27 protein-coding genes are annotated in these 24327 nt (G+C 66.4%); 14 read left to right on the top strand and 13 right to left on the bottom strand.

All coding sequences use genetic code 11. The features are described 5' to 3' along the window. Nucleotides 1-255 precede the first annotated feature (255 nt). The 6 genes from BLW48_RS20300 to BLW48_RS20275 all read right to left on the bottom strand — a co-directional run bounded on the left by BLW48_RS20300 (nt 256) and on the right by BLW48_RS20275 (nt 7513). On the bottom strand, nt 256-447 hold the full coding sequence (locus BLW48_RS20300; protein ID WP_093050889.1) for a hypothetical protein: 192 nt from the start codon (nt 445-447) through the stop codon (nt 256-258). Continuing rightward, a complete protein-coding gene (gene parC / locus BLW48_RS20295) occupies nt 447-2855 on the bottom strand; it encodes a DNA topoisomerase IV subunit A (RefSeq protein ID WP_093050892.1) in 2409 nt (802 codons plus the stop codon). Before parC ends, BLW48_RS20300 begins: the two co-directional genes overlap by 1 nt. Before the next feature lie 55 nt (nt 2856-2910). After that, nucleotides 2911-4032, bottom strand: a complete 1122-nt coding sequence (locus BLW48_RS20290) for a Kelch repeat-containing protein (protein WP_093177138.1) — start codon at nt 4030-4032, stop codon at nt 2911-2913. 14 nt (nt 4033-4046) lie between these two features. Beyond that, the gene (locus BLW48_RS20285; protein WP_093177136.1) at nt 4047-4955 is read right to left on the bottom strand and encodes a lytic transglycosylase domain-containing protein; all 909 of its coding nucleotides are present in this window, start codon (nt 4953-4955) and stop codon (nt 4047-4049) included. A gap of 14 nt (nt 4956-4969) precedes the next feature. Then, nucleotides 4970-6967, bottom strand: a complete 1998-nt coding sequence (locus BLW48_RS20280; RefSeq protein ID WP_093177135.1) for a DNA topoisomerase IV subunit B — start codon at nt 6965-6967, stop codon at nt 4970-4972. A gap of 90 nt (nt 6968-7057) precedes the next feature. Beyond that, nucleotides 7058-7513: a DUF2846 domain-containing protein gene (locus BLW48_RS20275; RefSeq protein ID WP_093177133.1), complete on the bottom strand. Its 456-nt coding sequence runs from the start codon at nt 7511-7513 to the stop codon at nt 7058-7060. Nucleotides 7514-7692: 179 nt separating this feature from the next. Between BLW48_RS20275 and BLW48_RS20270 the strand changes: the two genes are divergently transcribed. The 6 genes from BLW48_RS20270 (at nt 7693) to BLW48_RS20250 (ending at nt 12642) form a co-directional block, all read left to right on the top strand. After that, a complete protein-coding gene (locus tag BLW48_RS20270) occupies nt 7693-8922 on the top strand; it encodes an MFS transporter (protein WP_093177131.1) in 1230 nt (409 codons plus the stop codon). 36 nt (nt 8923-8958) lie between these two features. Further along, a complete protein-coding gene (locus BLW48_RS35845) occupies nt 8959-9087 on the top strand; it encodes a hypothetical protein (protein WP_256330844.1) in 129 nt (42 codons plus the stop codon). A 13-nt stretch (nt 9088-9100) separates the two neighbouring features. Continuing rightward, nucleotides 9101-9670 (top strand): class I SAM-dependent methyltransferase, encoded by a 570-nt coding sequence (locus BLW48_RS20265; protein ID WP_093177130.1) that lies wholly within the window; start codon nt 9101-9103, stop codon nt 9668-9670. 43 nt (nt 9671-9713) lie between these two features. After that, nucleotides 9714-10640: a 4-hydroxy-tetrahydrodipicolinate synthase gene (gene dapA / locus BLW48_RS20260; RefSeq protein ID WP_371127351.1), complete on the top strand. Its 927-nt coding sequence runs from the start codon at nt 9714-9716 to the stop codon at nt 10638-10640. Nucleotides 10641-10780: 140 nt separating this feature from the next. After that, on the top strand, nt 10781-11860 hold the full coding sequence (bamC, locus tag BLW48_RS20255) for an outer membrane protein assembly factor BamC (protein WP_093050915.1): 1080 nt from the start codon (nt 10781-10783) through the stop codon (nt 11858-11860). Between the two features lie 5 nt (nt 11861-11865). Next, a complete protein-coding gene (locus BLW48_RS20250) occupies nt 11866-12642 on the top strand; it encodes an MBL fold metallo-hydrolase (protein WP_093177128.1) in 777 nt (258 codons plus the stop codon). A gap of 79 nt (nt 12643-12721) precedes the next feature. Here BLW48_RS20250 and BLW48_RS20245 read toward each other — a convergent pair whose 3' ends face one another. From BLW48_RS20245 to BLW48_RS20235, 3 genes are all read right to left on the bottom strand, one after another. Further along, a complete protein-coding gene (locus BLW48_RS20245) occupies nt 12722-12976 on the bottom strand; it encodes a hypothetical protein (protein WP_093050920.1) in 255 nt (84 codons plus the stop codon). 93 nt (nt 12977-13069) lie between these two features. Then, nucleotides 13070-13576 carry a hypothetical protein gene (locus tag BLW48_RS20240; protein WP_093080060.1) on the bottom strand — a complete coding sequence of 169 codons (507 nt, stop codon included), beginning with the start codon at nt 13574-13576 and terminating at the stop codon, nt 13070-13072. After that, a complete protein-coding gene (locus BLW48_RS20235; RefSeq protein WP_093177127.1) occupies nt 13566-14708 on the bottom strand; it encodes a JmjC domain-containing protein in 1143 nt (380 codons plus the stop codon). The genes BLW48_RS20240 and BLW48_RS20235 overlap by 11 nt, the downstream gene beginning before the upstream one ends. A 14-nt stretch (nt 14709-14722) precedes the next feature. Between BLW48_RS20235 and BLW48_RS20230 the strand changes: the two genes are divergently transcribed. After that, nucleotides 14723-15247 (top strand): FKBP-type peptidyl-prolyl cis-trans isomerase, encoded by a 525-nt coding sequence (locus BLW48_RS20230; protein ID WP_093050929.1) that lies wholly within the window; start codon nt 14723-14725, stop codon nt 15245-15247. A 77-nt stretch (nt 15248-15324) separates the two neighbouring features. On the opposite strand, the gene BLW48_RS20225 is transcribed toward BLW48_RS20230, so the two are convergent. The 4 genes from BLW48_RS20225 to coaBC all read right to left on the bottom strand — a co-directional run bounded on the left by BLW48_RS20225 (nt 15325) and on the right by coaBC (nt 18147). Next, nucleotides 15325-15825 carry a glycine zipper 2TM domain-containing protein gene (locus BLW48_RS20225; protein ID WP_093080054.1) on the bottom strand — a complete coding sequence of 167 codons (501 nt, stop codon included), beginning with the start codon at nt 15823-15825 and terminating at the stop codon, nt 15325-15327. A gap of 184 nt (nt 15826-16009) precedes the next feature. Continuing rightward, nucleotides 16010-16456 carry a dUTP diphosphatase gene (gene dut / locus BLW48_RS20220; RefSeq protein WP_007835673.1) on the bottom strand — a complete coding sequence of 149 codons (447 nt, stop codon included), beginning with the start codon at nt 16454-16456 and terminating at the stop codon, nt 16010-16012. Continuing rightward, entirely contained in the window at nt 16457-16924 is a 468-nt protein-coding gene (locus BLW48_RS20215; RefSeq protein ID WP_256330843.1) for a hypothetical protein, read from the bottom strand. Continuing rightward, nucleotides 16924-18147, bottom strand: coding sequence for a bifunctional phosphopantothenoylcysteine decarboxylase/phosphopantothenate--cysteine ligase CoaBC (coaBC, locus tag BLW48_RS20210; RefSeq protein WP_093177125.1), 1224 nt, complete (start codon nt 18145-18147; stop codon nt 16924-16926). Before coaBC ends, BLW48_RS20215 begins: the two co-directional genes overlap by 1 nt. A gap of 124 nt (nt 18148-18271) precedes the next feature. Between coaBC and BLW48_RS20205 the strand changes: the two genes are divergently transcribed. The 7 genes from BLW48_RS20205 (at nt 18272) to BLW48_RS20175 (ending at nt 24303) form a co-directional block, all read left to right on the top strand. Next, complete coding sequence (locus tag BLW48_RS20205; RefSeq protein WP_093050939.1) at nt 18272-19954, top strand: CTP synthase; 1683 nt, start codon at nt 18272-18274, stop codon at nt 19952-19954. Next, nucleotides 19951-20241, top strand: coding sequence for a DUF1330 domain-containing protein (locus tag BLW48_RS20200; protein WP_093050941.1), 291 nt, complete (start codon nt 19951-19953; stop codon nt 20239-20241). Before BLW48_RS20205 ends, BLW48_RS20200 begins: the two co-directional genes overlap by 4 nt. A 48-nt stretch (nt 20242-20289) precedes the next feature. After that, nucleotides 20290-21573, top strand: a complete 1284-nt coding sequence (eno, locus tag BLW48_RS20195; RefSeq protein WP_093050943.1) for a phosphopyruvate hydratase — start codon at nt 20290-20292, stop codon at nt 21571-21573. Between the two features lie 19 nt (nt 21574-21592). Beyond that, nucleotides 21593-21871 (top strand): cell division protein FtsB, encoded by a 279-nt coding sequence (ftsB, locus tag BLW48_RS20190; protein ID WP_093050946.1) that lies wholly within the window; start codon nt 21593-21595, stop codon nt 21869-21871. Between the two features lie 165 nt (nt 21872-22036). After that, nucleotides 22037-22630 carry a nicotinamide riboside transporter PnuC gene (gene pnuC, locus BLW48_RS20185; RefSeq protein WP_371127352.1) on the top strand — a complete coding sequence of 198 codons (594 nt, stop codon included), beginning with the start codon at nt 22037-22039 and terminating at the stop codon, nt 22628-22630. Further along, complete coding sequence (locus BLW48_RS20180) at nt 22627-23298, top strand: AAA family ATPase (RefSeq protein WP_093177124.1); 672 nt, start codon at nt 22627-22629, stop codon at nt 23296-23298. The genes pnuC and BLW48_RS20180 overlap by 4 nt, the downstream gene beginning before the upstream one ends. Nucleotides 23299-23328: 30 nt before the next feature. Further along, nucleotides 23329-24303: a hypothetical protein gene (locus tag BLW48_RS20175; protein ID WP_093177122.1), complete on the top strand. Its 975-nt coding sequence runs from the start codon at nt 23329-23331 to the stop codon at nt 24301-24303. Nucleotides 24304-24327 lie beyond the last annotated feature (24 nt).

The following is a 24327-nucleotide window of genomic DNA, read 5'->3' as shown; positions in this document are numbered from 1 at the left end:
CCTTGGGTCCCTCCCTGCGGCAACTCTCGCGCACCGCGAAGGAGTAAGAGATCACCCGGGCCGACGCATTCTGGACAACACGCAGCCTTGCAGTCCTGTCGCCCGTCGCGTCCTTGTATTCGACGCTCGCACACCCCGACAACACAGCCGCTGCGCCTGCGAACGCGATATAGCGAACGCAACCGAGCAGTCCCTCAGCTACTGCCATAACGCTCTCTCCTCCTGCTGTTCGACTCCAAGCGCAAGCGGCCATGTTTACTCGCCGCGCTCCTTGCGCTCCCGCGCGCGCCGCACCTGGCGCGTCTCGTTGGCCTGCGACGCAATGCGGTTCTTCTCGCGCTTCTTCGCCGCCCGCTTCTCGCGCATGCGACGGCCCAGCACGTAGCTGCCGAGGCCCGTGACCACGGCAATGAAGATCCCGATGACGCTGATGTCGATGCCACCCATCACAGCACCCGCACGATGCTCGTCGGCTTGAAGCCCAGGTCGGCCGCCTTGCCCTTGCGCGCGCGGCTGCCGCGCGCGTTGTTGAGCGTGCGAATTTCCAGCGTCTCTTCTCGCTCCTTGGCACCGCGGCCGATGCCTTCGATCTTCACGCTGCGCGTGTAGGCAGCGGCTCCGGCCAGGGTGTCCTTGGCCTCGAGGTCGATCAGCGTGAGGCCACGACCGCCCTTCGGCAGGCTCTTGAGCTCGGTGATGTCGAAAGTCAGGATGCGGCCGCCGGTCGAGGCGCAGGCCACATGCGTGGCCGGGAGCATCGGCTCGGCGCCACTTGCGCCACCCACCAGCGACGGACGGCACAGCTGCTCGCCCTCGCCCACGTCGATGAAGGCCTTGCCGCCGCGCTGGCGCGACATCATGTTCTCGACCGTGGCGATGAAGCCGTAGCCGCCGGTGTTGGCCAGCAGCACGCTGGCGCCCACCGGGCCCGCGAAGAAATGCGTGACGTGCGTGCCGGCATCGAGCTCGATGAGCGTGGTGACGGGCTGGCCGTCACCACGTGCGCCGGGCAGCGAGGCCACGGGCACGGTGTAGACGCGCACGCTCTTGTCCTTGGCGCTGCCGAACACCAGCAGCGTGTCGACGCTGCGGCACTCGAAGGCGCCGTAGAGCGAGTCGCCCGACTTGAAGCTGTATTCGGGCGTTGCGCCCTTTTCTCCATTCGCGCCATTGCCCGCGGCCTTCTCGCTGGCCCAGCCCTTCTGTGCACGAACCCAGCCCTTCTGCGACACGATGACGGTGACGGGCTCGTCGACCACCTTCACTTCGGCCACTGCGCGCTTCTCGGCCTGGATCAGCGTGCGGCGCGCGTCTTCAAAAGTCTTGGCGTCGGACTCGATTTCCTTCACCAGCAGGCGGCGCAGCGCGGCCGGGCTGCCGAGGATGTCCTCGAGCTTCTTCTGGTCCTCGCGCAGTTCCTTGAGCTGCTGCTCGATCTTGATGGCTTCGAGCCGCGCAAGCTGGCGCAACCGGATTTCGAGGATGTCCTCCGCCTGCACTTCGCTGAGATTGAAGCGCGCGATGAGCGCCGCCTTCGGGTCTTCCGCCGCACGGATGATCGCGATCACCTCGTCGATGTTCAGCAGCACCAGCTGCCGGCCTTCGAGGATGTGGATGCGGTCCATCACCTTGCTGAGCCGGAACCGCGAACGCTTCTCGACGGTGATCTCGCGGAACGCGATCCACTCGTTGAGCATCTGGCGCAGCGACTTCTGCGTGGGCTTGCCGTCGATGCCGACCATCGTGAGGTTGATCGGCGACGAGGTTTCGAGCGAGGTCTGCGCGAGCAGCGTGGTGATGAAGTCGTCCTGGCTGATGCGCGAGGTCTTGGGCTCGAACACCAGGCGCACGGCGGCGTCCTTGCTGGACTCGTCGCGCACCACGTCGAGCACCGACAGCATCGCGGCCTTCAACTGGGTCTGCTCGGCGGAGAGCGCCTTCTTGCCGGTCTTGACCTTCGGGTTGGTGATTTCCTCGATTTCCTCGAGCACCTTCTGCGTGCTGACGCCCGGCGGCAGCTCGTTGACCACGAGTTGCCATTGCCCGCGCGCCAGGTCCTCGATCTTCCAGCGAGCGCGCACCTTGAGCGAGCCGCGGCCGGTGCGATAGGCGTCGGCGATGTCGCTCGCGCTGCTGATGATCTGCGCGCCGCCCGGGTAGTCGGGGCCGGGCACGATGGCGAAGAGCTCTTCTTCGCTGAGCTTGCCGTTCGACTTGATCAGCGCCACGCAGGCGTCGGCAATCTCGCGCAGGTTGTGGCTCGGGATTTCGGTGGCCAGGCCCACGGCAATGCCGCTCGCGCCGTTGAGCAGCGTGAACGGCAGCCGCGCGGGCAGCAGGCGCGGCTCCTCGGTGCTGCCGTCGTAGTTGGGAATGAAATCGACCGTGCCTTCGTCGATCTCGTCGAGCAGCAGGCTGGTGATGCGCGCCAGGCGAGCTTCGGTGTAGCGCATGGCCGCGGCACCGTCGCCGTCACGGCTGCCGAAGTTGCCCTGCCCGTCGACCAGCGGGTAGCGCTGCGAAAAATCTTGCGCCATGCGCACCAGCGCGTCGTACGCGGCCTGGTCGCTGTGCGGGTGGAAGCGGCCGAGCACGTCGCCGACCACGCGCGCGCTCTTCACGGGCTTGGCGCCCACAGTGCCGTTGGTGCCGCCGAAGCCCAGGCCCATGCGCGACATCGAGTACAGGATGCGGCGCTGCACCGGCTTCTGGCCATCGGACACATCGGGCAGCGCGCGGCCCTTGACCACGCTGAGCGCGTATTCGAGGTAGGCAGTCTGGGCGTAGTCGGCGAGGGTCAGGGTCGTGTCGCCGTCGGTAGGACCCTGGAGATCGAGCGGAGGTTGGGAATCCATGAAAGAGAAGGTGAGAAAAACAGTTGCTGCGGGCCGTGCGCGAGGGTAGTCGCGATCAGCCCAGTGTGAATGCCTCGTGGACCGCGGACTGCACGGCGCCGCCGAGCACCGCGCCGCCGCCCGCGACGTAGATCCAGTCGCCGATGACGGCCGCGCCCACGGCGTGGCGCGGCGTGGCCATGGGAGCGTGGCGTTGCCAGGTGTCGTCCACGGGGTTGTAGCTTTCCATCTGGCCGAACACCTTGGCCTGGCGCGGTACGCCGCTGACGAGAATGCCGCCCTCCCCGCCCATGGCGAAGAAGCGGCCTCGATACACCACGAGGCCATGGCCCGAGCGCGCGGTAGGCAGCGGCGAGCGCAGCTCCCAGGTGTCGCGTGCGGGCAGGTAGACGTGATGCAGGTCGGTGTTGTATTCGAAGGTGTTGAAGCGTCCGCCGATCACGTGGATCTGGCCGCCATGCGACACGCAGCCGACGTGGTCGCGCGCGCCGGGCAGCGGCTTGGCGGTGGACCAGCGATCGGCCTTGGGGTCGTAGACCTCGTGCCAGCTGACGCTCGCGCGTTCGGCAGCAGGCTCCGACGCTCCGCCGATCAGGTGCAGCGCGCCGTCGAGCATTACTGCAGCCGCCGCGCCGCGCGGTCGCGGCAGCGGCGCGATGGCAGTCCAGCGGTTGGCGGCAATGTCGTAGACGTAGGCGTTCGTGTCGGAGCGGCGGTTCTGCTCGACGAAACCGCCGAGCGCATAGACGCGGCCACCCTCGGCCGTCACCGCGACATGGTTGGCGCCGCGCGGCAGGGGCGCGCCGTCGAGCCAGCGGTCGGCCTTCGGGTCGTAGATGTGGTGGTAGTCGCGGTTGACCTTGCCCTCGCCATATCCGCCGACCACGTGCATGCGCCCCATCGCGGCGGTGGCCCAGGCCATCTCGCTGCGCGGAATCGGCAAGGCCGCGCGCGGCTCCCAGCGGCCTTGCGGGCCGGGTGGCGCGGTGCTCTCGGTGAAGCGCTGCGCCTCCTGGTCGGGCGTCATGTGGTGCGGCACGCCGCCCTGCAGCTTGGCATAGGGCTCGGCCGACGAAGGCACTGCGGGCAGCGTGTCGTGCGTGGCCGGATGCTGTGCACGCGCAGTGCCTGCCACCATGCCGGCAGCGGTCGCGAGGACGAAGCTTCGACGGTGCATGGCGGGCTCCTTCATCAGGACAGCGGTGCGCCGGGCGCATCGGCCGCGCCGGTCGGCACCGCCGAAGGCTCGGGAATGTCTGGCATGGTCGGCATGTTGCGCGGCGCGTCGGACGGCATGTTGCCGCGGCCGATGGCCCCGCCCTGCGGCACCGTCAGTTCCATGCGGATTCGGCCCGGCGTCTTGCCACCACGCACGGCACCACCGCCACTACCGCCCGCTGCCACGGACGGCTTCAGGTACGCATACAGCTGCAGCACGGTCTGCACGTAGTTCTGCGTTTCCTTGTAGTTCGGGATCTTGTTGCCCGCGCGCTGCACCGCCCCCTCGCCCGCGTTGTAGGCGGCCAGCGCCAGCTCGATCTGGCCCGGGAACATCGCGATCAGGTCGCCGAGGTAGCGCGAGCCGGCAGCGATGTTGATGCGCGGGTCGAACAGCTTTTTCTCGATGGTCGCGCGCTTGTCCGCCGACACGCCGTAGCGCTGAGCCGTCGCGGGCATCAGTTGCATGAGGCCCATGGCGCCCTTGGGCGAGACGGCCTGCGCGTCGAAGCCCGACTCGGTCGCGATGAGCGCCTGCAGCAGTTCGTAGTCGATCGAATGCTTGTTCGATGCGTCGCGCAGCGCCGTCTTGGCGGTCTTGTAACCGGGCGATGCCTCGAACATGGCGAGCAGGCTCTGCGAGGCGGGTGACACCTTGCCGTCGAGCTTGCGGCCACCACGGCCCAGCGGAGAAATGCCTTGCGCCGTGTCGAAGCTCTGGCCGCCGCGAAAGAAGATCTGGTAGCGCTCGTCGATCTTTTCGGAAGCGAAGTGCGCGATGCCCTTGCTGTCGATGTAGCCGTAGATGTCAGCGGCGTGCGCCAGCCCCTGCTGCGTACACAGCAGGAAGGCCAATAGCAACAAGCGCTTGAAAACTGACATGCGTGGTGGAGGAATCAAACATCGATGTCGACATCGTCGGCGCGCAACTCCATGAGTTCGCGCCGGGCTGCCGCTTCGCCCTTGCCCATGAGCTTGGTGATCTCGCCCTGGGTGGACGTGAAGTCGAACCGGCCCAATTGGACCTGCATCAGGCGCCGGGTGTCAGGATTGAGCGTGGTTTCCCACAATTGTTCCGCGCTCATTTCGCCCAGGCCCTTGAAGCGGCTGATGCTCCAGGCGCCTTCGCGAACGCCATCTTTACGCAATTTGTCGAGCGTGGCGGTCAGTTCGCCCTCGTCCAGCGCATAGACCTTGGAGGCCGGCTTCTTGCCGCGCGCGGGCGCATCGACCCGGAACAATGGCGGCTTTGCGACATACACGTGGCCGGCTTCGATGAGTTTCGGGAAGTGCCTGAAGAACAGCGTGAGCAGCAGCACCTGGATGTGCGAGCCGTCCACGTCGGCATCGCTCAGGATGCAGACCTTGCCGTAGCGCAGGCCGCTCATGTCGGGCGTGTCGTTGGGGCCGTGCGGATCGACCCCCACAGCGACCGAGATGTCGTGGATTTCGGTGTTGGCGAACAGCCGGTCGCGCTCCACTTCCCAGGTGTTGAGCACCTTGCCGCGCAGGGGCAGGATCGCCTGGCTTTCCTTGTCGCGGCCCATCTTGGCGCTGCCGCCGGCAGAGTCGCCCTCGACCAGGAAGACTTCGTTGTGGCTGATGTCCTTGCTCTCGCAATCAGTGAGCTTGCCGGGCAGCACGGCCACGCCGGAGCCCTTGCGCTTCTCGACCTTCTGGCCGGCGCGCTGGCGCGTCTGCGCGGCCTTGATGGCCAACTCAGCCAGCTTCTTGCCGTAGTCGACATGCTGGTTGAGCCATAGCTCGAGCGCGGGACGCACGAAGCTCGACACCAGGCGCACGGCATCGCGCGAGTTCAGGCGTTCCTTGATCTGGCCCTGGAACTGCGGATCGAGCACCTTGGCGCTCAGCACGTACGAAGCGCGTGCGAACACGTCTTCGGGCAGCAGCTTCACGCCCTTGGGCAGCAGCGAGTGCAGTTCGATGAAGCCCTTCACCGCAGTGAATAGGCCGTCGCGCAGGCCGCTTTCGTGCGTGCCGCCGGCGCTGGTGGGAATCAGGTTGACGTAGCTCTCGCGCACTGGCTGGCCGTCTTCGGTGAAGGCCACGCACCAGTCGGCGCCCTCGCCTTCGGCGAAGTTGTCGGCGTTCTTGTCGGCATGGCCGCTGCCTTCGAACAGCGGGATGACGGGGTCGCCGTTGAGCGTCTGCATCAGGTAGTCGCTCAGGCCCCCCTTGTAGAGCCACTGCTGTGTTTCCTTGGTCTTCTCGTTCGTGAGCGTGACGCTCACGCCGGGCATCAGCACGGCCTTGCTGCGCAGCAGGCGCGTGAGCTCGCCCATGGGCAGCACGGCGGTTTCGAAGTACTTGGCGTCGGGCCAGGCGCGCACGGTGGTGCCCTGCTTGCGCTCGCCCGCTTCGAGCTTGCGGATTTCGAGCGCCTCGATCACATCGCCGGCACTGAAGGCCAGCTTGGCGGCCGAGCCTTCCCGGTGCGAGGTGACTTCGAGCCGCTTCGACAGCGCATTGGTCACCGACACGCCCACTCCGTGCAGGCCGCCCGAGAAGCTGTAGGCGCCGCCCGAGCCCTTGTCGAACTTGCCGCCCGCGTGCAGCCGGGTGTACACGAGTTCGATCACGGGGGCCTTTTCTTCAGGGTGCAGGCCGAAGGGAATGCCCCGGCCGTCGTCTTCGACGCTGACCGAGCCGTCGATGTGCAGGGTGACCTTGATCTTCTTGCCGTAGCCCGCGAGCGCCTCGTCGGCCGCGTTGTCGAGCACTTCCTGGATGATGTGCAGCGGGTTGTCGGTGCGGGTGTACATGCCCGGGCGCTGCTTGACGGGCTCGAGGCCCTTGAGCACGCGGATGGAGCCTTCCGAGTAGCCGGAGGATGCGGACGGTGAATTGGGGGGAGTCTTGGGGGGAGTCGCCATGGGGGCGGATTGTAGTCAGTCGCCGCCAAATGACTGGATACCCATACAGGAGCCTCCGGCCGCAGCCAGAGGTTTGCATGATGGCCGGGCCTACTTGTCGATGATGACCTGACCGGTGTAAGCCAGCGAGGCAAGCTCGGGCCTGGCCTTTTCAGCCGGCTCCATGTCCAGAACGATGCTCCCGGTCACCAGGCCGAACGACGGCGACATGCGCACGTACTTCGTTTCGCCGGCTTCGAGGGAAATGCCGAGCGTCTTCCTCAGGTCGCTCATGGTCGCAGCCTGGTAGGTGCCGGCGGGACGGTCGACATAGAAGAAGCCACCGGACTTCGAAGCTCCCACCACCACCTTGTCGAGGCGAATGAGGGGCTGCAATGCCGAGCCGTAGGGGGTTGCAGCGCGGAAGAAAAAGATGCGGCCTTCGCCGGGCTTCACCTTGGGAATGGTGCCGGACATGTCCTGATATTTGGTGCCGGTAACGGCGCAGCCCGCAATCGCGATCGTCATCACCGTGAGTACGGCAAGCTTCAGGGCGGTTCTTTTCATTGTTTGAATTCCTCGTGAGGAAAAAGCACTGCAGATGAATGTAACGAATTACAAACATGGATTTACGAGGCCCGCGTCAGCTTGATGCGCCGATTGCATCAAAACCGCCCCGATAAATCATCAATGGCTTTGGCCGCCGTGCCACCTGCCAAAGCAGGCGAATCGTTACATTCGAAGTCATGCAATCCCCCGCCGCCCCTGCTCTCTCGGTCAAGCAAGTCCTGTTCTGCGGGGCAATGATCGTCACGCTCTCGATGGGCATCCGCCACGGCTTCGGGCTCTGGCTGCAGCCGATCACGCAGGCGCAGGACTGGAGCCGGCAGACCTTCTCGTTCGCGCTGGCCATCCAGAACCTCTCGTGGGGCATCTTCGGTGTGTTCGCGGGCATGCTGGCCGACAGGTTCGGCGCGTTCCGGGTGTTGATCGGCGGCTCGGTGTTCTATGCGCTGGGGCTGTTCGGCATGGCGCATTCGCCGACGCCGCTGCTCTTCACACTGAGTGCAGGCGTACTGATTGGCGCAGCGCAGGCAGGTTCGACCTATGCGGTGATCTATGGCGTGATCGGGCGGCAGATTCCGGCCGAGCGGCGATCGTGGGCCATGGGCGTGGCGGCGGCGGCCGGCTCGTTCGGCCAGTTCCTGATGGCGCCCATCGAGGGGCGGCTGATCGGCCACCTGGGCTGGCAGACAGCGCTGGCCGTTGTGGCGGTGCTGGTGCTGGTGATCATCCCGCTGGCCTTCGGCCTGCGCGAACCGAAGACGGCAGCGCTGGCCGGGCACCGCGAACAGTCGGTGCTGCAGGCGGTGGGCGAAGCCTTCCGCTACCCGAGCTTCGGGCTGCTGATGGCGGGCTACTTCGTCTGCGGCTTCCAGCTGGCGTTCATCGGCATCCACATGCCGACCTACCTGCGCGACCGCGCATTGCCGGCCGAGGTGGCTGGCTACGCGCTGGCGCTGATCGGGCTGTTCAACGTGTTCGGCACGTATACGGTGGGGCTGCTGGGGCAGAAGCTGGCCAAGCGCAAGATCCTCGCGGCGATCTACTTCGCGCGGGCCGTGTCGATCGCGCTGTTCCTGCTGGCGCCAATCTCGCCGCTCAGCGTGTATGTGTTCTCGGCGGCAATGGGCTTCCTGTGGCTGTCCACCGTGCCTGCAACCAATGCAATCGTGGCGGGCATCTTCGGCGTGGCGCATCTTTCGATGCTCAGCGGCTTCGTGTTCCTGAGCCACCAGGTCGGCTCGTTCCTGGGCGTGTGGCTCGGTGGCTACCTGTACGACACCACCGGCAGCTATGACATCGTCTGGTACATCGCGATCGCGCTGGGCGTGTTCGCGGCGCTGATCAACCTGCCGGTGAAGGAAAGCGCCATCGCGCGCTCGTCGCCCCAGCCGGCCGGTGCCGCAGGCTGACGGGATTGCGTATAAACCAGGGCCATGACTCCGCAAATGCGCCACCACATCATCCACGCGGGCTGGCTGGCCGCCGCGCTGGCTGTGCTGGGTGGCGTATTCGCGCTTTACGTGCACCCGGACTTTCTGGTGACGCTGGTCGATCAGATCTGGTCCTGCTTCTGAGGCCGGGCCGGTCATGAAAGACGTAGCACCCATGCACGGCCTGTCCGAGCCTTCCGAATGGATCGTCCGCTGGTCGCACCTGCTTGCGTCTGGCGCCTCGGTGCTAGACGTGGCCTGCGGCGCCGGGCGGCACATGCAGTGGTTCGCGGGCCGCGGGCACCCGGTCACCGGTGTCGACCGCTCGCCCGAAGCCATCGAGGCAGCCGGCGCCTTCGGCCGCACCGTCGAGGCGGACATCGAATCCGGCCCCTGGCCCTTCACCGGCCAGGCCTTCGGCGCTGTCGTCGTCACCAATTACCTCTGGCGCCCGCGCATGGCCGACATCGTGGGCGCTGTGGCGCCGGGCGGCGTGCTGCTCTACGAAACCTTTGCCGCGGGCAACGAGACCGTCGGCAAGCCCTCGCGCCCCGACTTCCTGCTGCAGCCCGGCGAGTTGCTGGCGGCCTGCGCCGGCCTGCGGGTGGTGGCCTACGAAGACGGCTTCATCCCCGAACCGGCGCGCTTCGTGCAGCGAATCGCGGCCATACGCCCGGCCGCACCCGACGCCGGCCAGCCCGCCCGCCACCTCCTTAAGGGAAACTGAGGGGGCCGGGGCGGCTGTCTTGCGGGGCGCCGGAGTAAGTAGAATCGGCGCTTTCGTCCACCGACAAAGAGATTCCCCCTTGGAGCAACTGACAGGCAGCATCGTCGCGCTCGTCACGCCGATGCACGACGACGGCAGTGTCGACTACCCCGCCCTGCGGCGGCTCATCGACTGGCACATCGAAGAAGGCACCGACTGCCTTGGCGTGGTCGGCACCACCGGCGAATCGCCGACGGTTGATGTCGAAGAGCACTGCGAAATCATCCGTGTCTCGGTCGAGCAGGCCAAGGGCCGCGTGCCCGTGATGGCCGGCTGCGGCGCGAATTCGACCAAGGAAGCCATCGAGCTCGCCAAGTTCGCCAAGGGCGTTGGCGCCGATTCGCAGCTCCAGGTCGTGCCGTACTACAACAAGCCCACGCAAGAGGGCCAGTACCAGCACTTCAAGGCCATTGCCGAGGCCGTGGGTGACCTGCCCATCGTGCTTTACAACGTGCCCGGCCGTACCGTTGCCGATATGGCGCACGACACTGTGCTGCGCCTGGCGCAGGTGCCCGGCATCATCGGCATCAAGGAAGCCACCGGCAACATCGAGCGGGCCCAGTGGCTCATTCGCGACCTGCCGAAGAACTTTGCCGTCTACTCCGGCGACGACCCGACCGCGGTCGCGCTCATGCTCTGCGGCGGCCAGGGCAACATCAGCGTCACGGCCAACATTGCGCCGCGCAAGATGCACGAGCTGTGCGTGGCGGCGCTGGCAGGCGACGTCAAGCGCGCCATGCAGATCCAGTTCGAGCTCATGCCGCTGCACCGCAACCTCTTCGTCGAGCCCAATCCGATTCCGCTGAAGTGGGCCATGGCCCGACTCGGCCTTTGTGGCGGCGCGCTGCGCCTGCCGCTCACCGAACTCGGCGAAGCGAGCCGCCCCGCAGTCGAAGGCGCCCTGCGCGCCACCGGCCTGCTGAAGGGCTGAGCACCCCTCCCCCTACATTCCGGAACTGCCTTTTCCCTGGTCGCAGCAAGGTTAAGCAACCTTTTGCCCGAACCGTGCTCTGAGATGGCGGGCACTGCGGCCCATAGATAGACCGAACCATTCCAACAAGGAAGACGACGTTGAAGAACCTTTCGCGACTTGCACTGCTGGCCCTCGTTGCCAGCCTCGCCGCCTGCTCCGTCCTCGAGAGCGACAAGATCGACTACAAGAGCGCAGGCAAGGCCCCGACGCTCGAAGTCCCACCCGATCTCTCCCAACTCTCGCGCGACAACCGCTATGCCATTCCCGGCGGCGCCGTGACTGCCAATGCCTACCAGGCCGGCATCGCCAACGCCCCCGGCATCCCCACCGCCGTGAGCAACATCGGCGACGTGCGCATGGAGCGCTCGGGCACGCAGCGCTGGATCATCGTCAACCGCACGCCTGACCAGCTCTGGGACCCGGTGAAAGACTTCTGGCAGGAAAGCGGCTTCCTGCTGACCACCGACCAGCGCAACCTGGGCATCATGGAAACCGACTGGGCCGAGAACCGCGCCAAGCTGCCGCAGGACATCATCCGCGGCACGCTGGGCAAGCTGGTCGATTCGGTCTACTCGACCGGCGAACTCGACCGCTTCCGCACCCGCCTGGAGCGCACGCCGACCGGCACCGAGATCTTCATCAGCCATCGCGGCATGCAAGAGGTCTACAACAACTCGCGCCAGGACCAGACCGTGTGGCAGCCCCGCCCCAGCGATCCTGAACTCGAGACCGAATTCCTGCGCCGCCTGATGGTCAAGCTCGGCGTCTCGCAAGAGCAGTCGAAGATCCTGGCCGCTACCACCGCGCCGACCAAGACCGCCACCATCGCCAAGGTCGGCAACCAGCCGGTCGTGCAGATCAGCGAAGGCTTCGACCGCGCATGGCGCCGCGTGGGCCTCGCGCTCGATCGCACCGGCTTCACCGTGGAAGACCGCGATCGCAGCGCCGGCCTGTACTACGTGCGCTACGTGACGCCCGATCCCGACAAGAAGGAACCCGGCTTCTTCGGCAAGCTGTTCAGCGGCTCGAGCAAGACCGAAGCGCCGCTCAAGTTCCGCATCTCGGTCAAGGGCCAGGGCGAAGCCACCACGGTGTCGGTGCTCAACGAAACCGGTGCGCCCGAAACCTCGGCGAATGCCGAGCGCATCGTCAAGGTCATCGCCGACGACCTGAAGTAACCCGCATGCTCCGCTTCCGAAGTCTCGGCAGCGGCAGCACGGGCAACGCCGCGCTGGTCGAAGCGACCAGCGGCGGCCGCACCTCCCGCCTCCTGATCGACTGCGGCTTCGGCCTCAAGCAGCTCGATCTGCGGTTGGCCCAGGCGGGCCTTGCCGCCGGCGACATCGATGCGGTCTTCGTGACCCATGAGCACGGCGACCACATCGGCTGCGCCCATTCGCTGTCGCGGCGCAACCGAATTCCAGTCTGGATGAGCGAAGGCACCTGGCTCGCCACCGGCGGCCGCGATTTCGAGGGCCTGCTGAACCTGGCGCGCGACGATGCGGAGTTTGCGGTCGGCGACATCTGCGTGCAGCCCTTCACCGTTCCCCATGATGCACGCGAGCCGCTGCAGCTGCGCTGCACCGACGGCAACCGCACGCTGGGCGTGCTGACCGATCTGGGCCACGCCACGGCCCACGTGCTGGCCCGCCTGAGCGGCGTGCATGCGCTGTTGCTGGAGTTCAACCACGACAGCGATCTGCTGGCCAACTCGGCTTATCCGCCTTTTCTCAAGCACCGCGTTGGCGGCAACTACGGGCACTTGTCGAACACGGCCGCGGCCGAGATCGCGCGCGCGGTGCTGCACGACGGCCTGCGCCATGTGGTCGCGGCGCACCTGAGCGAGCAGAACAATCGGCCCGAGATCGTGCGGCGCCTGATGGCCGAAGCGCTCGGCGGTGATGAAGCCGAGATGCTTACCGCCACCGCATCAGAGGGCTCGCCCTGGCTCGACGTGTGAGCCGAAGCGTCCTCACTCTCTCCTAAGAAAAAAAGCCGCCTCATGGCGGCTTTTTGCATGGCGAATGCCGAGGCCTTGCTTATTGCTTCGGCGCTTCATTCTTCTTCGCGGCCTCGGTAGCTGCGTTCGCGGCATCGAGTGCAGACGAAGCACCGGGTGCAGGCGCTGCGGCTGGATCGGTGGCAGGCGCAGGGGCCGGAGCGGGCGCGGGTTCGGTCACGGGCGCAGGAGGCGGCGTCACGACAGCCGGCGCTGCATCCTCCTTCTTTCCGCAGGCGACGAGCGCAGCAGCGGCAATCAGCGAGGCAATCAGGACGGACGATGACTTCTTCATGGAATCTCCTTTGGCAATGAAGGTCTGGACGAAAAAATTCTAGACCTGCATACCCGCCCGAATATGTCTCGCGGCCGCATTCGCGGCATTGGCTTACAAGCCGAGTGTCGATGCCGGAAAGGCGGGCCGCGCAAGGCGCCAGCACTCGTCGATGGCCTCGCGCAACGCACGGCGCGCACGCGCGTCGTCACCGCTCACGCCCCTGCTGCGCTCGGGGTCGATGCGGTGCACGAACCACGTGGGCGTCCAGATGGCGCTCGGCACTTCGGAGCCCGCGGCCTTGCCGGTGGCGCGGCATTCGATGATGTGGTCCCACATGCGGCGCCACGGCACGAAGCGCGCGTGGCCGCGCTCGAGAACATCGAAGCGCTGCGCGAGCAACATCAGGCGGCGGCCGCTGGCCGACCAGGCCTGCAGCGCTTCGATGGTCGCGCGCTCGCCCAGGGGCCAGTCGGCAAAGTCGGGGTCGCTGAAGACGACCTCTTTCCAGCCCTGCTGCGCCGCGACCGACAGCGCGCCGCGCAGGAGTGCATCGAAGGCCTCGCGGCCATCGAAGCGCCCTTCGGGCAACGATAGGCTGGGCGCGTCGTCATTCGGCATGAAGCCACCCTGCCTCGCACCACTCGCCCAGCAACGCGAGTGCGCCTTCGCTCGCGCGCGCCAGCTCGCGTGCGCCGAGCGCGCGCTGGTCGGCCAGACGGCGCATCAGCGTCGCGTCGGCACCGCCCGCGCGAAAGCTCTCGCCGTTGATGTAGATGTGCCGCGTGTCGTAGAGCATGCGCGTGCGGCGGTCGAGCGCCACGTGCTGCATCGCATCGGGCGCCTCGCCGCCTTCTCCGAACCAGACGTTGGCCTTGGGCTCGGTGAGTGACTCGCCCAGTGCGCGATCGACGGCGTCAGGGTCGCGCAGTGCGGCCTCGATGGCCTTGCGCGCGAAGCCCTGGAGCGCAGCAGGCATTGCGGCCGGCGCATCGACCGCGGGCTGTGCCGGATCGCGGTAGCGCGCCAGCTCGGCCGGGCCTGCATCTTCCAGGTCTTCCGCGTACGCCTGCGCCATGCGCGCCAGCAGGTCTGCGCCGAGCTCGCCCAGGGCCGACGAACGCAGGCCGATGGAGCAGGTCATGCAATCGTCGCCCACGGCCACGCCGTCGTGGGCATAGCGCGGAGGCAGGTAGAGCATGTCGCCGGGCTCGAGCACGAAGGTTTGCTCAGGCTCGAAGTTCTCGAGAATCTTGAGCGGCACGCCCGGCTGCAGGCGCAGGTCGCTCTGCTTGCCGATGGACCAGCGGCGGCATCCCTGTGCCTGCAGCAAGAAAACGTCGTAGCTGTCGAAATGCGCGCCCACGCCGCCGGTGTCGCTCGCGTAGCTGATCATCAGGTCGTCGAGGCGGGCGTCAGGTAGAAAGCGAAACTGCCGCAACAGTTCGTGCACGCCCTCGTGATGCAGGTCGACGCCCTGCACCAGCAGCGTCCAGGCCGGCTGCTTCAACGGCGGCAGGGCGCGCCGGGCCAGCGGCCCATGCTTGAGCGACCAGCCGGCCTTGCCGTGGCGGATCAAGCGCGATTCGACGTCCTCACGCTCGGCCAGGGCGAACAGCTCAGTACGCTCGATCGGTGGCACCATCGCGGGTATCGCCTGGCGGACGAGCAAAGGTTTTTTCTGCCAGTACCGCCGCATGAACTGCGCGGCGCTCAGGCCGCCGAGCAACGGCAGCGGTTGGTTAATCTCCATGGGAGAATTCTGCAATGGAAATCTCTGAACAATGCGTGGTCGGCTTGACCTGGACCATGAAAGACACGCTCGGCGACGTGCTGGATGTGCTCGACGAGCCGGTGGAATTCATGGTCGGCGGCGACGATCTCTTCGACGTGATCGAAGCAGCCCTGCAAGGCCATGAGCCCGGCGCCCGGGTGCAGCTGCAAATTGAACCCGAACAGGGCTTCGGCGACTTCAACGACCAGTTGCTTTTTCTGGAGCCCCGCTCGCTCTTTCCCGAAGGCACGGAAGAAGGCATGACCTTCGACGGCTCCGCCCTGCCCAAGGGCGTGAACAGCAACATTCCAAAAGACGCGATCTACACCGTGGCCGAGATCTATCCCGATCACCTGGTGCTCGACGGCAACCATCCGCTGGCCGGCATCGCGATCCGGCTCGACATCACGGTGCGTTCGGTGCGAGAGGCCACCGAAGAGGAAGTCGGCCGCGGTTCGGCGGGCACGGGCTTCTTCAAGGTGTCGCCGATGGCGCCAAGCAACCAGACGCTGCACTGACCGAAGGGCAGCCAGCGAGTGCCCACAAAAAAGCCGGGCGGCGCCCGGCTTTTTCACGCCCCGAAGGACGAAGCGACTTACATGCGCGAGATCTGACCGTTGTCGATGCGCACGCGGTCGCCGATGCGCAGGTCGCCCGGGCTCTGCACGTCGAAGGCGCGGAAGCCGCCGCGATCAGTCTGCACCGACACGCGATAGGTTTCATAGGCGCGCGGGCCGTTCTGCTGGGCCTCGATGGTGTTGCCCAGCAAGGCGCCGCCCACGATGCCCAGCGCGGTGGCTGCGGCACGGCCATTGCCGCGCCCGAACTGGTTGCCCACCACCCCACCGATGACGCCGCCGGCGACAGCGCCGCCGCCCGTGGTGCCGGTGCCAGCGGTTTCGCTGCGCAGCACCTCGATGTTGGCCACGTGGCCGTACTCGACATAGGAAGCTTCGCGGTACTGAATGGCCTGCGGAGGCGCCTGGTACGGATAGCGCGAGGTCTGGTAGACCGGCGCCGGTGCCACGCATGCCGTGAGCGTGGCCACGGCCAGCACGGAAGCGGTGACGGAAACAAAGCGCATTGAGATCTTCATGTTGGGAGGCTCCTCGAATAGAACGATGCATGAAGAATGCATGCATCGGCTTGTGCCTGCCTGACTAACGCCGCAGCGCCCGCTGCGATGACGTCAGAACACACACTGATACCTTCGAGGCCGGCCGGCCTTTGCCGGTTCCGCTCTTTACCGCTCGGAAACCCAACTTCCCTCCCAGATCGGCTCAGTGCTTGCCCGTGGAGCCGTAGCCGCCCTCGCCCCGTTGCGAAGGTGCAAAGTCTGTGACCACCCGAAACTGCGCCTGCACCACCGGCACGATCACCAGTTGCGCGAGCCGTTCCATCGGCTGCAGCACGAAAGGCGTGTCGCTGCGGTTCCAGGCGCTGATCTTCAGCTCGCCCTGGTAGTCGCTGTCGATCAGGCCGACGAGGTTGCCCAGCACGATGCCGTGCTTGTGGCCCAGCCCGGAGCGCGGAAGTATCAGCGCCGCATAGGCCGGGTCGGCCAGGTGGATGGCAATGCCGGTGCCCACCAGCTGCCAGCCATTGGGCTCCAGCGTGATGGGGGCATCGAGGCAGGCCCGCAGATCGAGGCCGGCGCTTCCGGGAGTGGCATACGCGGGCAATTGATCCACCATGCGCGGATCGAGGATACGAACGTCGACTTTCACTTACTTGCTGCCTTGCTTCTGTTGCTGTTCTTTTTGCTTGCGGGCGGCTTCCTCGAGCACCTGCTGCCATTTGGCGACGCCGGGGGTGAGCTTCACGCCCTTCAATTTCTTGCCGAACCAGACGGCCAGGCCCGCCAGCAGGACCAGCACGCCGAACGGCACGCCGGCCGCCCACAGCACGAGGAACACCAGTGCGCCGCCGACGCCCAGCACCTTGAGGGTCAGGGGGTCGAACGACCCGGGCTGTGACTTCGGCACTTCGCCGTTCGACGCTGCCTCGTTGCGTTGCTGCATGGCGGCAGTCACGGGGCCGCCCTGCTGCCCGGGCGCCGTCGTGATGCCGACATCGAGCCCGGGCTCGCCGGGCTGCGCCGCCCTCTTCGGCAGCGTGGCCTGCGCCGACAGCCGCTCGACATAGCGAGCGAAGTCGCCGTTCGGCGGCGTGTTCCATTGGGGATTCAGGTTCATCAGACACTCCAGTCGGTAAGCCGGGCTGCAATTTCGGTCATCAGTTCGCGCGCCAGCGTGAGCTTGGGCGCGCGCGGAAGCTCACGCACGCCGTTGGCGTCCACCAGCAGCAGCGCGTTGTCGTCCTGCCCGAAGGTCAGTGGGCCGATGTTGCCGACCAGCAGCGGAATGCCCTTGCGCTCACGCTTGGCCTTGGCGTGCTCGGCGAGGTTCTCGCTCTCGGCCGCGAAGCCAACGCAGAAGAGCTTCTTCGACTGGGCCCGCTCGCTCTTGGCGACCGTGAGGAGGATGTCGGCGTTCTCCACGAAATTCAGCACCGGTGTCTTGCCACTGCCGTCCTTCTTGATCTTCTGGTCGCTGTGCATTGCGGGCCGCCAGTCGGCCACGGCGGCTGTAGCTACAAAAATGCTAGCAGACTGCGCAGCGCGGGTGGTCGCTTCGAGCATGTCTTGCGCCGACAGCACGTCAACGCGCGTCACGCCACGCGGGGTCGGCAGGTGCACCGGGCCGGCCACCAGCGTGACCTCGGCGCCCGCCTCGCGGGCCGCACGGGCAATGGCAAAGCCCATCTTGCCGGACGAATGGTTGGTGATGCCGCGGATCGGGTCCAGCGCCTCGAAGGTCGGGCCGGCCGTGACCAGCACCTTCTGCCCCGCCAACAGCTTGGGGCTGAAGAAGGCGGTGATGTCCTCGAGCAGCTGCGCCGGCTCCAGCATGCGGCCGTCGCCGGTTTCGCCGCAGGCCTGCCAGCCGTTGCCCACGCCCAGCACGGTCGCGCCATCGGCCGACACCTGCATCAGGTTGCGCTGCGTGGCGGGATGGACCCACATCTCGCGGTTCATGGCCGGCGCGATCAGCAGCGGAACGCGGTCCATGGGGCGGGCCAGGCACATCAGGCTCAGAAGGTCGTCGGAGCGGCCCTGCACCAGCCGCGCGATGAAGTCTGCGCTGCAGGGCGCCAGCACGATCGCATCGGCCTCGCGGCTCAGGTTGATGTGCGGCATGTTGTTGGGCTCACGCGTGTCCCACTGCGAGGTGTAGACGGTGCGCCCGGAGAGCGCCTGCATGGTCACGGGAGTGATGAACTGCTCCGCCGCCTCGGTCATGACGACCTGGACGGTCGCGCCCGCCTTGACGAACAGGCGGCACAGCTCGGCCGACTTGTAGCAGGCGATGCCCCCTGTGAGGCCCAGGACGATGTGTTTGCCGGCGAGATCTTGCATGGGCCGTATTGTTGCTCACATGCCATCGAACAAGCGGCAACAAGCCCTTGGCGAAAGGTGTCGCGAAGGGCACACCTATAATCGCAATTTCCCACTGCCCGGATTCACAGCGTCCGGAACTGGCATGACCAAATTTGTCTTCGTCACCGGTGGTGTCGTTTCTTCCCTTGGCAAGGGAATCGCCTCCGCCTCGCTCGCCGCGATCCTCGAATCGCGCGGCCTCCAAGTCACCCTCATCAAGCTCGATCCGTACATCAATGTCGACCCCGGCACGATGTCGCCCTTCCAGCATGGTGAAGTGTTCGTCACCGATGACGGCGCCGAGACCGACCTCGACCTCGGCCACTACGAGCGCTTCATCAACACGCGGATGCGCAAGGCCAACAACTTCACGACCGGCCAGATCTACAAGACCGTGCTCGAAAAAGAGCGCCGTGGCGACTACCTCGGCAAGACGGTGCAGGTGATCCCGCACATCACCAACGAAATCCAGGAATACATCAAGCGCGGCGCCGGCATCGGCACGGCGCACGAGGTGGACGTGGCCATCGTCGAAATCGGCGGCACCGTGGGCGACATCGAGTCGCTGCCCTTCCTCGAAGCCGTGCGCCAGATGAGCCTGCGCATGGGTCCGAACAACTCGGCCTTCGTGCACCTGAGCTACGTGCCCTGGATCGCCGCCGCCGGCGAACTCAAGACCAAGCCCACGCAGCACACCGCCAAGGAACTGCGCGCCATCGGCATCCAGGCCGACGCCCTGCTGTGCCGCGCCGACCGCCCGATTCCCGACGACGAACGCGCCAAGATATCGCTGTTCTCGAACGTGCCCGAATGGGGCGTCATCTCGATGTGGGACGTGGACACCATCTACAAGGTGCCCCGCATGCTGCACGAGCAGGGCCTGGACGGCCTGATCTGCGACAAGCTGCGCATCAACACCCCGCCCGCCAAGCTGCAGCGCTGGGACGACCTGGTGTACGAAGTCGAGCATCCGCAAAAGGAAGTGTCGATTGCCATGGTCGGCAAGTACGTCGACCTGTCGGACAGCTACAAGTCGCTGAACGAAGCACTGCGCCACGCCGGCATGAAGAACCATGCTCGCGTGAAGATCGACTACATCGACTCCGAGACCATCTCGGCACAAGACGTGTCGCGCCTGGCCAAGTACGACGCCATCCTGGTGCCCGGCGGCTTCGGCCAGCGCGGCGTCGAGGGCAAGATCTCGGCCGCCCGCTTCGCCCGCGAAGGCAAGGTGCCCTACCTTGGCATCTGCCTGGGCATGCAGGTCGCCACCATCGAATACGCCCGCCACGTGGCCGGCTTGAAGAACGCCAACAGCACCGAGTTCGACCCCGAGACGCCTACCCCCGTGATCGCGCTGATCACCGAGTGGAAGGACCGCGACGGCACGGTGAAGACGCGCGACGAGAAGTCCGACCTCGGCGGCACGATGCGCCTGGGCGCGCAAAGCTCCGACGTGGCTCCCGGCACGCTGGCGCACAGCATCTACGGCGACGTGGTCACGGAGCGCCACCGCCACCGCTACGAAGCCAACGTGAACTACCTCGACGAGCTGCGCAACGCCGGCCTCGTGATCTCCGCGCTCACGCAGCGCGAGCACCTGACCGAGATCGTCGAGCTGCCGCAGGACGTGCATCCGTGGTTCATCGGCGTGCAGTTCCACCCCGAGTTCAAGTCGACCCCGTGGGGCGGCCACCCGCTGTTCAACGCCTTCATCAAGGCTGCGCTCGAGCACAAGGACAAGGGCGCCGGCAGCACCAACAAGACACTGAAGGCGGTCGCATGAGCAGCGGCTACGTCATCGCCCACGTCGAGGTGACCAACCCGACGCAGTACGAGGAATACAAGAAGTGGTCGACCGTCGCCATGCAGGCGCACGGCGCCGAAGTGTGCGTGCGGGGCGGCCAGATTCAACCGCTCGAAGGCGATTGGAAGCCCACGCGCATCGTCATCCTCAAGTTCGCCAGCTTCGAGAAGGCCAAGGCCTTCTACGAGACACCCGAGTACCTCAAGGCACGCGAAGCGCGTGCCGGCGCGGCAATCATGAACATGATCGCCGTCGAAGGCCTCTGATCCCAATTTGTTCATCCGCCAAAGAGACCAGAAAGAGAAAGACAAAAGATGAGTGCAATCGTTGACATCGTCGGCCGCGAAATTCTCGACAGCCGAGGCAACCCCACCGTCGAATGCGACGTGCTGCTCGAATCGGGCACCATGGGCCGCGCAGCCGTGCCTTCGGGCGCATCGACCGGTTCGCGCGAAGCCATCGAGCTGCGCGACGGCGACAAGAGCCGCTACCTCGGCAAGGGCGTGCTCAAGGCCGTGGAGAACATCAACACCGAGATCTCGGAAGCCGTGCTCGGCCTCGACGCCAGCGAACAGGCCTTCCTCGATCGCACGATGATCGACCTCGACGGCACCGACAACAAGGGCCGCCTGGGCGCCAACGCCACCCTCGCCGTCTCGATGGCCGTGGCCCGCGCAGCAGCCGAAGAGTCGGGCCTGCCGCTGTACCGCTACTTCGGCGGCATGGGCGGCATGCAGATGCCGGTGCCGATGATGAACGTCATCAACGGCGGCGCGCACGCCAACAACAGCCTCGACCTGCAGGAATTCATGATCATCCCCGTGGGCGCCAAGAGCTTCCGCGAGGCCGTGCGCTATGGCGCCGAAGTGTTCCATGCACTGAAGAAGATCCTGGGCGACCGCGGCATCAGCACGGCGGTTGGCGACGAAGGCGGCTTCGCCCCCAGCGTCGAGAGCCACGAAGCGGCCATCCAGCTGATCCTCGAAGCCATCGACAAGGCCGGCTACACCGCCGGCGAGCAGATCGCCCTGGGCCTGGACTGCGCGGCCAGCGAGTTCTACAAGGACGGCAAGTACGTGCTGTCGGGCGAAAACCTCTCGCTCACGGCCGAAAGCTGGACCGACATGCTCGCGACCTGGGTCGACAAGTACCCGATCATCAGCATCGAAGACGGCATGCACGAAGGCGACTGGGACGGCTGGAAGCACCTGACCGAACGCCTGGGCAAGCGCGTGCAGCTGGTGGGCGACGACCTGTTCGTCACCAACACCAAGATCCTGCAGGAAGGCATCGAGAAGGGCATCGCCAACTCGATCCTGATCAAGATCAACCAGATCGGCACGCTGACCGAGACCTTCGCTGCCATCGAGATGGCCAAGCGCGCGGGCTACACGGCCGTCATTTCGCACCGCTCGGGCGAAACCGAAGACAGCACCATCGCCGACATCGCCGTGGGCACCAACGCCGGCCAGATCAAGACCGGCTCGCTGTCGCGTTCGGACCGCATCGCCAAGTACAACCAGCTGCTGCGCATCGAAGAAGACCTCGGCGACATCGCCGTCTACCCGGGCCGCGGCGCGTTCTACAACCTGAAGTAACGCCCGGACGCCACGCGGCATGCGCGCCCGCCTCGTTCCACCGATCGTCCTGCTGCTCCTGTTGGCCATCCTGCAGTGGCAGCTGTGGAACGGGCGCGGCAGCGTGCGCGACGTGACGCAATTGCGCACCAAGCTGGCCGACCAGAAGGAAGCCAACGCCAAGGCTGCGCTGACCAACGAGCGCCTGACCTCCGAGGTCAACGACCTCAAGGACGGCCTAGAAATGGTCGAGGAGCGTGCACGCGCGGAACTCGGCATGGTGAAGCCGAACGAAGTGTTCGTACAGATCGCACATTAGGATGACCCCCAGTCTTCGCGCACTTCGTGTCGCTTCGCCAAACCCCTTCCAGGGGGCGACACCAGCGGCCCGGCAAAGCCGGTTCCGCGGTGTCCCACGCACAGACTGCGACGGTGCCCTCCGGGGGAGAACCTGATCCTCGAGCTTCTCTCGGCCCCTGCATTTCTGCTGTGGGGCTCTCCTGTCAGCTGGCTCGAGCTCGTGGCCTCGCTCCTGGCGCTCGCCATGGTCGGCTGCAACATGCGCGAGATTCACTGGGGATGGCCGCTGGCCATCGTCAGTTCACTGCTCTACGTGGCGGTATTCGCCAAGGCGCGCATCTACGGCGACGCCTCGCTCCAGGTCTTCTTCGCTTTCGTCGCGCTATGGGGCTGGTCGCAATGGCTGCGTGGCCATCGTGCCGACGGCAGCGCCTTGCATGTCACCCGGCTCTCGCCGCGCGGCATCGCGCTCACACTTGCTGCCTGCGCACTGGCGTGGCCGGCCGTCGCCCTCTTCCTGCGCCGCTTCACCGACACCGACGTGCCCTGGTGGGATGGTTTCGCCACCGGCCTGAGCCTTGTCGGGCAGTTCCTGCTCGGGCGCAAGTTCATCGAGAACTGGCTGATCTGGCTGGCCGTGAATGTTGTGAGCGTGGGCCTGTTCATCCACAAGGGGCTGTGGCTCACCGTGGGCCTGTATGCGGTGTTCGCCGTGCTCAGCGTGGCCGGCTACATCGCGTGGCGGCAGCGCATGCCCGCGCAGGCGGTACGCGCATGACGCCCACGCTTCCGACCGGCTGCGTCATCGCACTCGTGGGCGCCGAGAGCACCGGCAAGACCGAGCTGGCCCGTGCCATCGCGCAGCGCCTGCAGGACCGCGGCACGCCGGCCACGCTGGTGGGCGAGTACCTGCGGGAGTGGTGCGAGCGTGAAGGCCGCACGCCACGCCCCGACGAGCAGCAGGCCATCGCCGACGAGCAGACCCGCCGTATCGACGCCGCGGCCGCCACCGGCGTGGTGGTGGCCGACACCACCGCACTCATGACTGCGGTCTACAGCGAGCAGCTGTTCGCCGACACCAAGCTCTACGAAAGCGCCCTGGCCGCGCAACGGCGCTATGCCATCACGCTGCTCACCGCGCTCGACCTGCCCTGGGTGGCCGACGACATGCGCGACGGCCCGCATGCTCGCCAGCCGACCGACACACTGGTGCGCGCCGCGCTCACGGGCGCGAAGCTCTCGTATGCCGTGGTGCACGGCATGGGCGGCGAACGGCTTGCCAATGCCTGGAACGCCATCAATTCCATCGCGGGCAGCGAAGGCCGTCCGCGTACGCGCGTCCAGTCCGACGCGAAGCCCGCCTCATGGTCGTGGCCTTGCGAGAAATGCTCCGACCCGGAATGCGAACATAAGCTCTTCAGCGACCTGATCGCGCGCCGCGAGTAGCAGCGCGCCTCACCTCTTACCGGAGACCCGATGCCCCTTTCGACCGTCGCACGCGTCACGCTTCTTCCCGGCGCTCTGGCCGCCCTGCTGCTGGCCGCTGGCCAGGCTACCGCAGCCCCCGTTGCCGCCACCGTCGAGAACGGCACCACCACCACCGCCTGCGCCGAGGAAGACAACGTCTCGCTGACCCTGCGCGGCGACGGCATCCGCCACATGCGCATCGAGGCGCTGCAGCCTGACTATCTCGACAAGATCGGCAACGACGTCACCAAACCCGACTTCTCGGGCTGCAATTTCGACGGCGGCGCGCACCCGACCGACCCGGCACACCGCTTCCGCAAGCGCACCGTGGTGCTGATGGACAACGCCCAGTGGCGCATCGTCGGCATGACGCTGCCGACCTTCTGGCGGCCGCAGCGCGTGCCTGTGCAGGTGGGCAAGCGCAAGGACAGCGGCTTTCACCTGCTGCAGGTGTTCAAGAAGGAAAACGGCAAGGCGCTCGAAGCGATCGTGCTCTACCCGTCCGACGGCTACTGGCGCATCAAGCCGCTGCCCGAAGCCCGCTTCGGCGATGGCGTGTACGGCTCGTCGTTCCTGCTCGGCCCGGTCGAGGCGGCCGCGCGGCCGGTGGTGAACATCGCGTCGATCCGCATCGTGCCGCGGCCGCTGGCCATTAACGTGCGCTTCACCGACGGCGGCAGCGCCGCGGTGCGCGTGGACGAAATCAGCCGCGCGCGCACCGCGCTTGACGTGACGCTGTCGAAGCCCACCGCGAGCGCACAGCCCTTCGCTGTGCTGCGCTCGATGTACGTCACGCCCGACAACGCCGACGTGAGCGAAGTGCGCTGGCAGGCATCGCCTCAAGCGGCGCTGCAGGTGCTGCCGTTGCCCGAGGTGAAGACGCTGCAGGCCACGCAAGTGCGCTTCGGCCGCAGCCTGCCGTCGAAGCACAACACGAGCGCGCCCGACATAGCTTTCAGCGAATTCGACGACGGCGCGCGCTGAGCCTGCCCAGCCCGGGCACCCAGG

Source organism: Variovorax sp. YR266, from assembly GCF_900107295.1.
Lineage (GTDB): Bacteria > Pseudomonadota > Gammaproteobacteria > Burkholderiales > Burkholderiaceae_C > Variovorax.
Note: the sequence above shows the minus strand (reverse complement) of the source record. Positions and strands in the feature narration are given on the sequence as shown.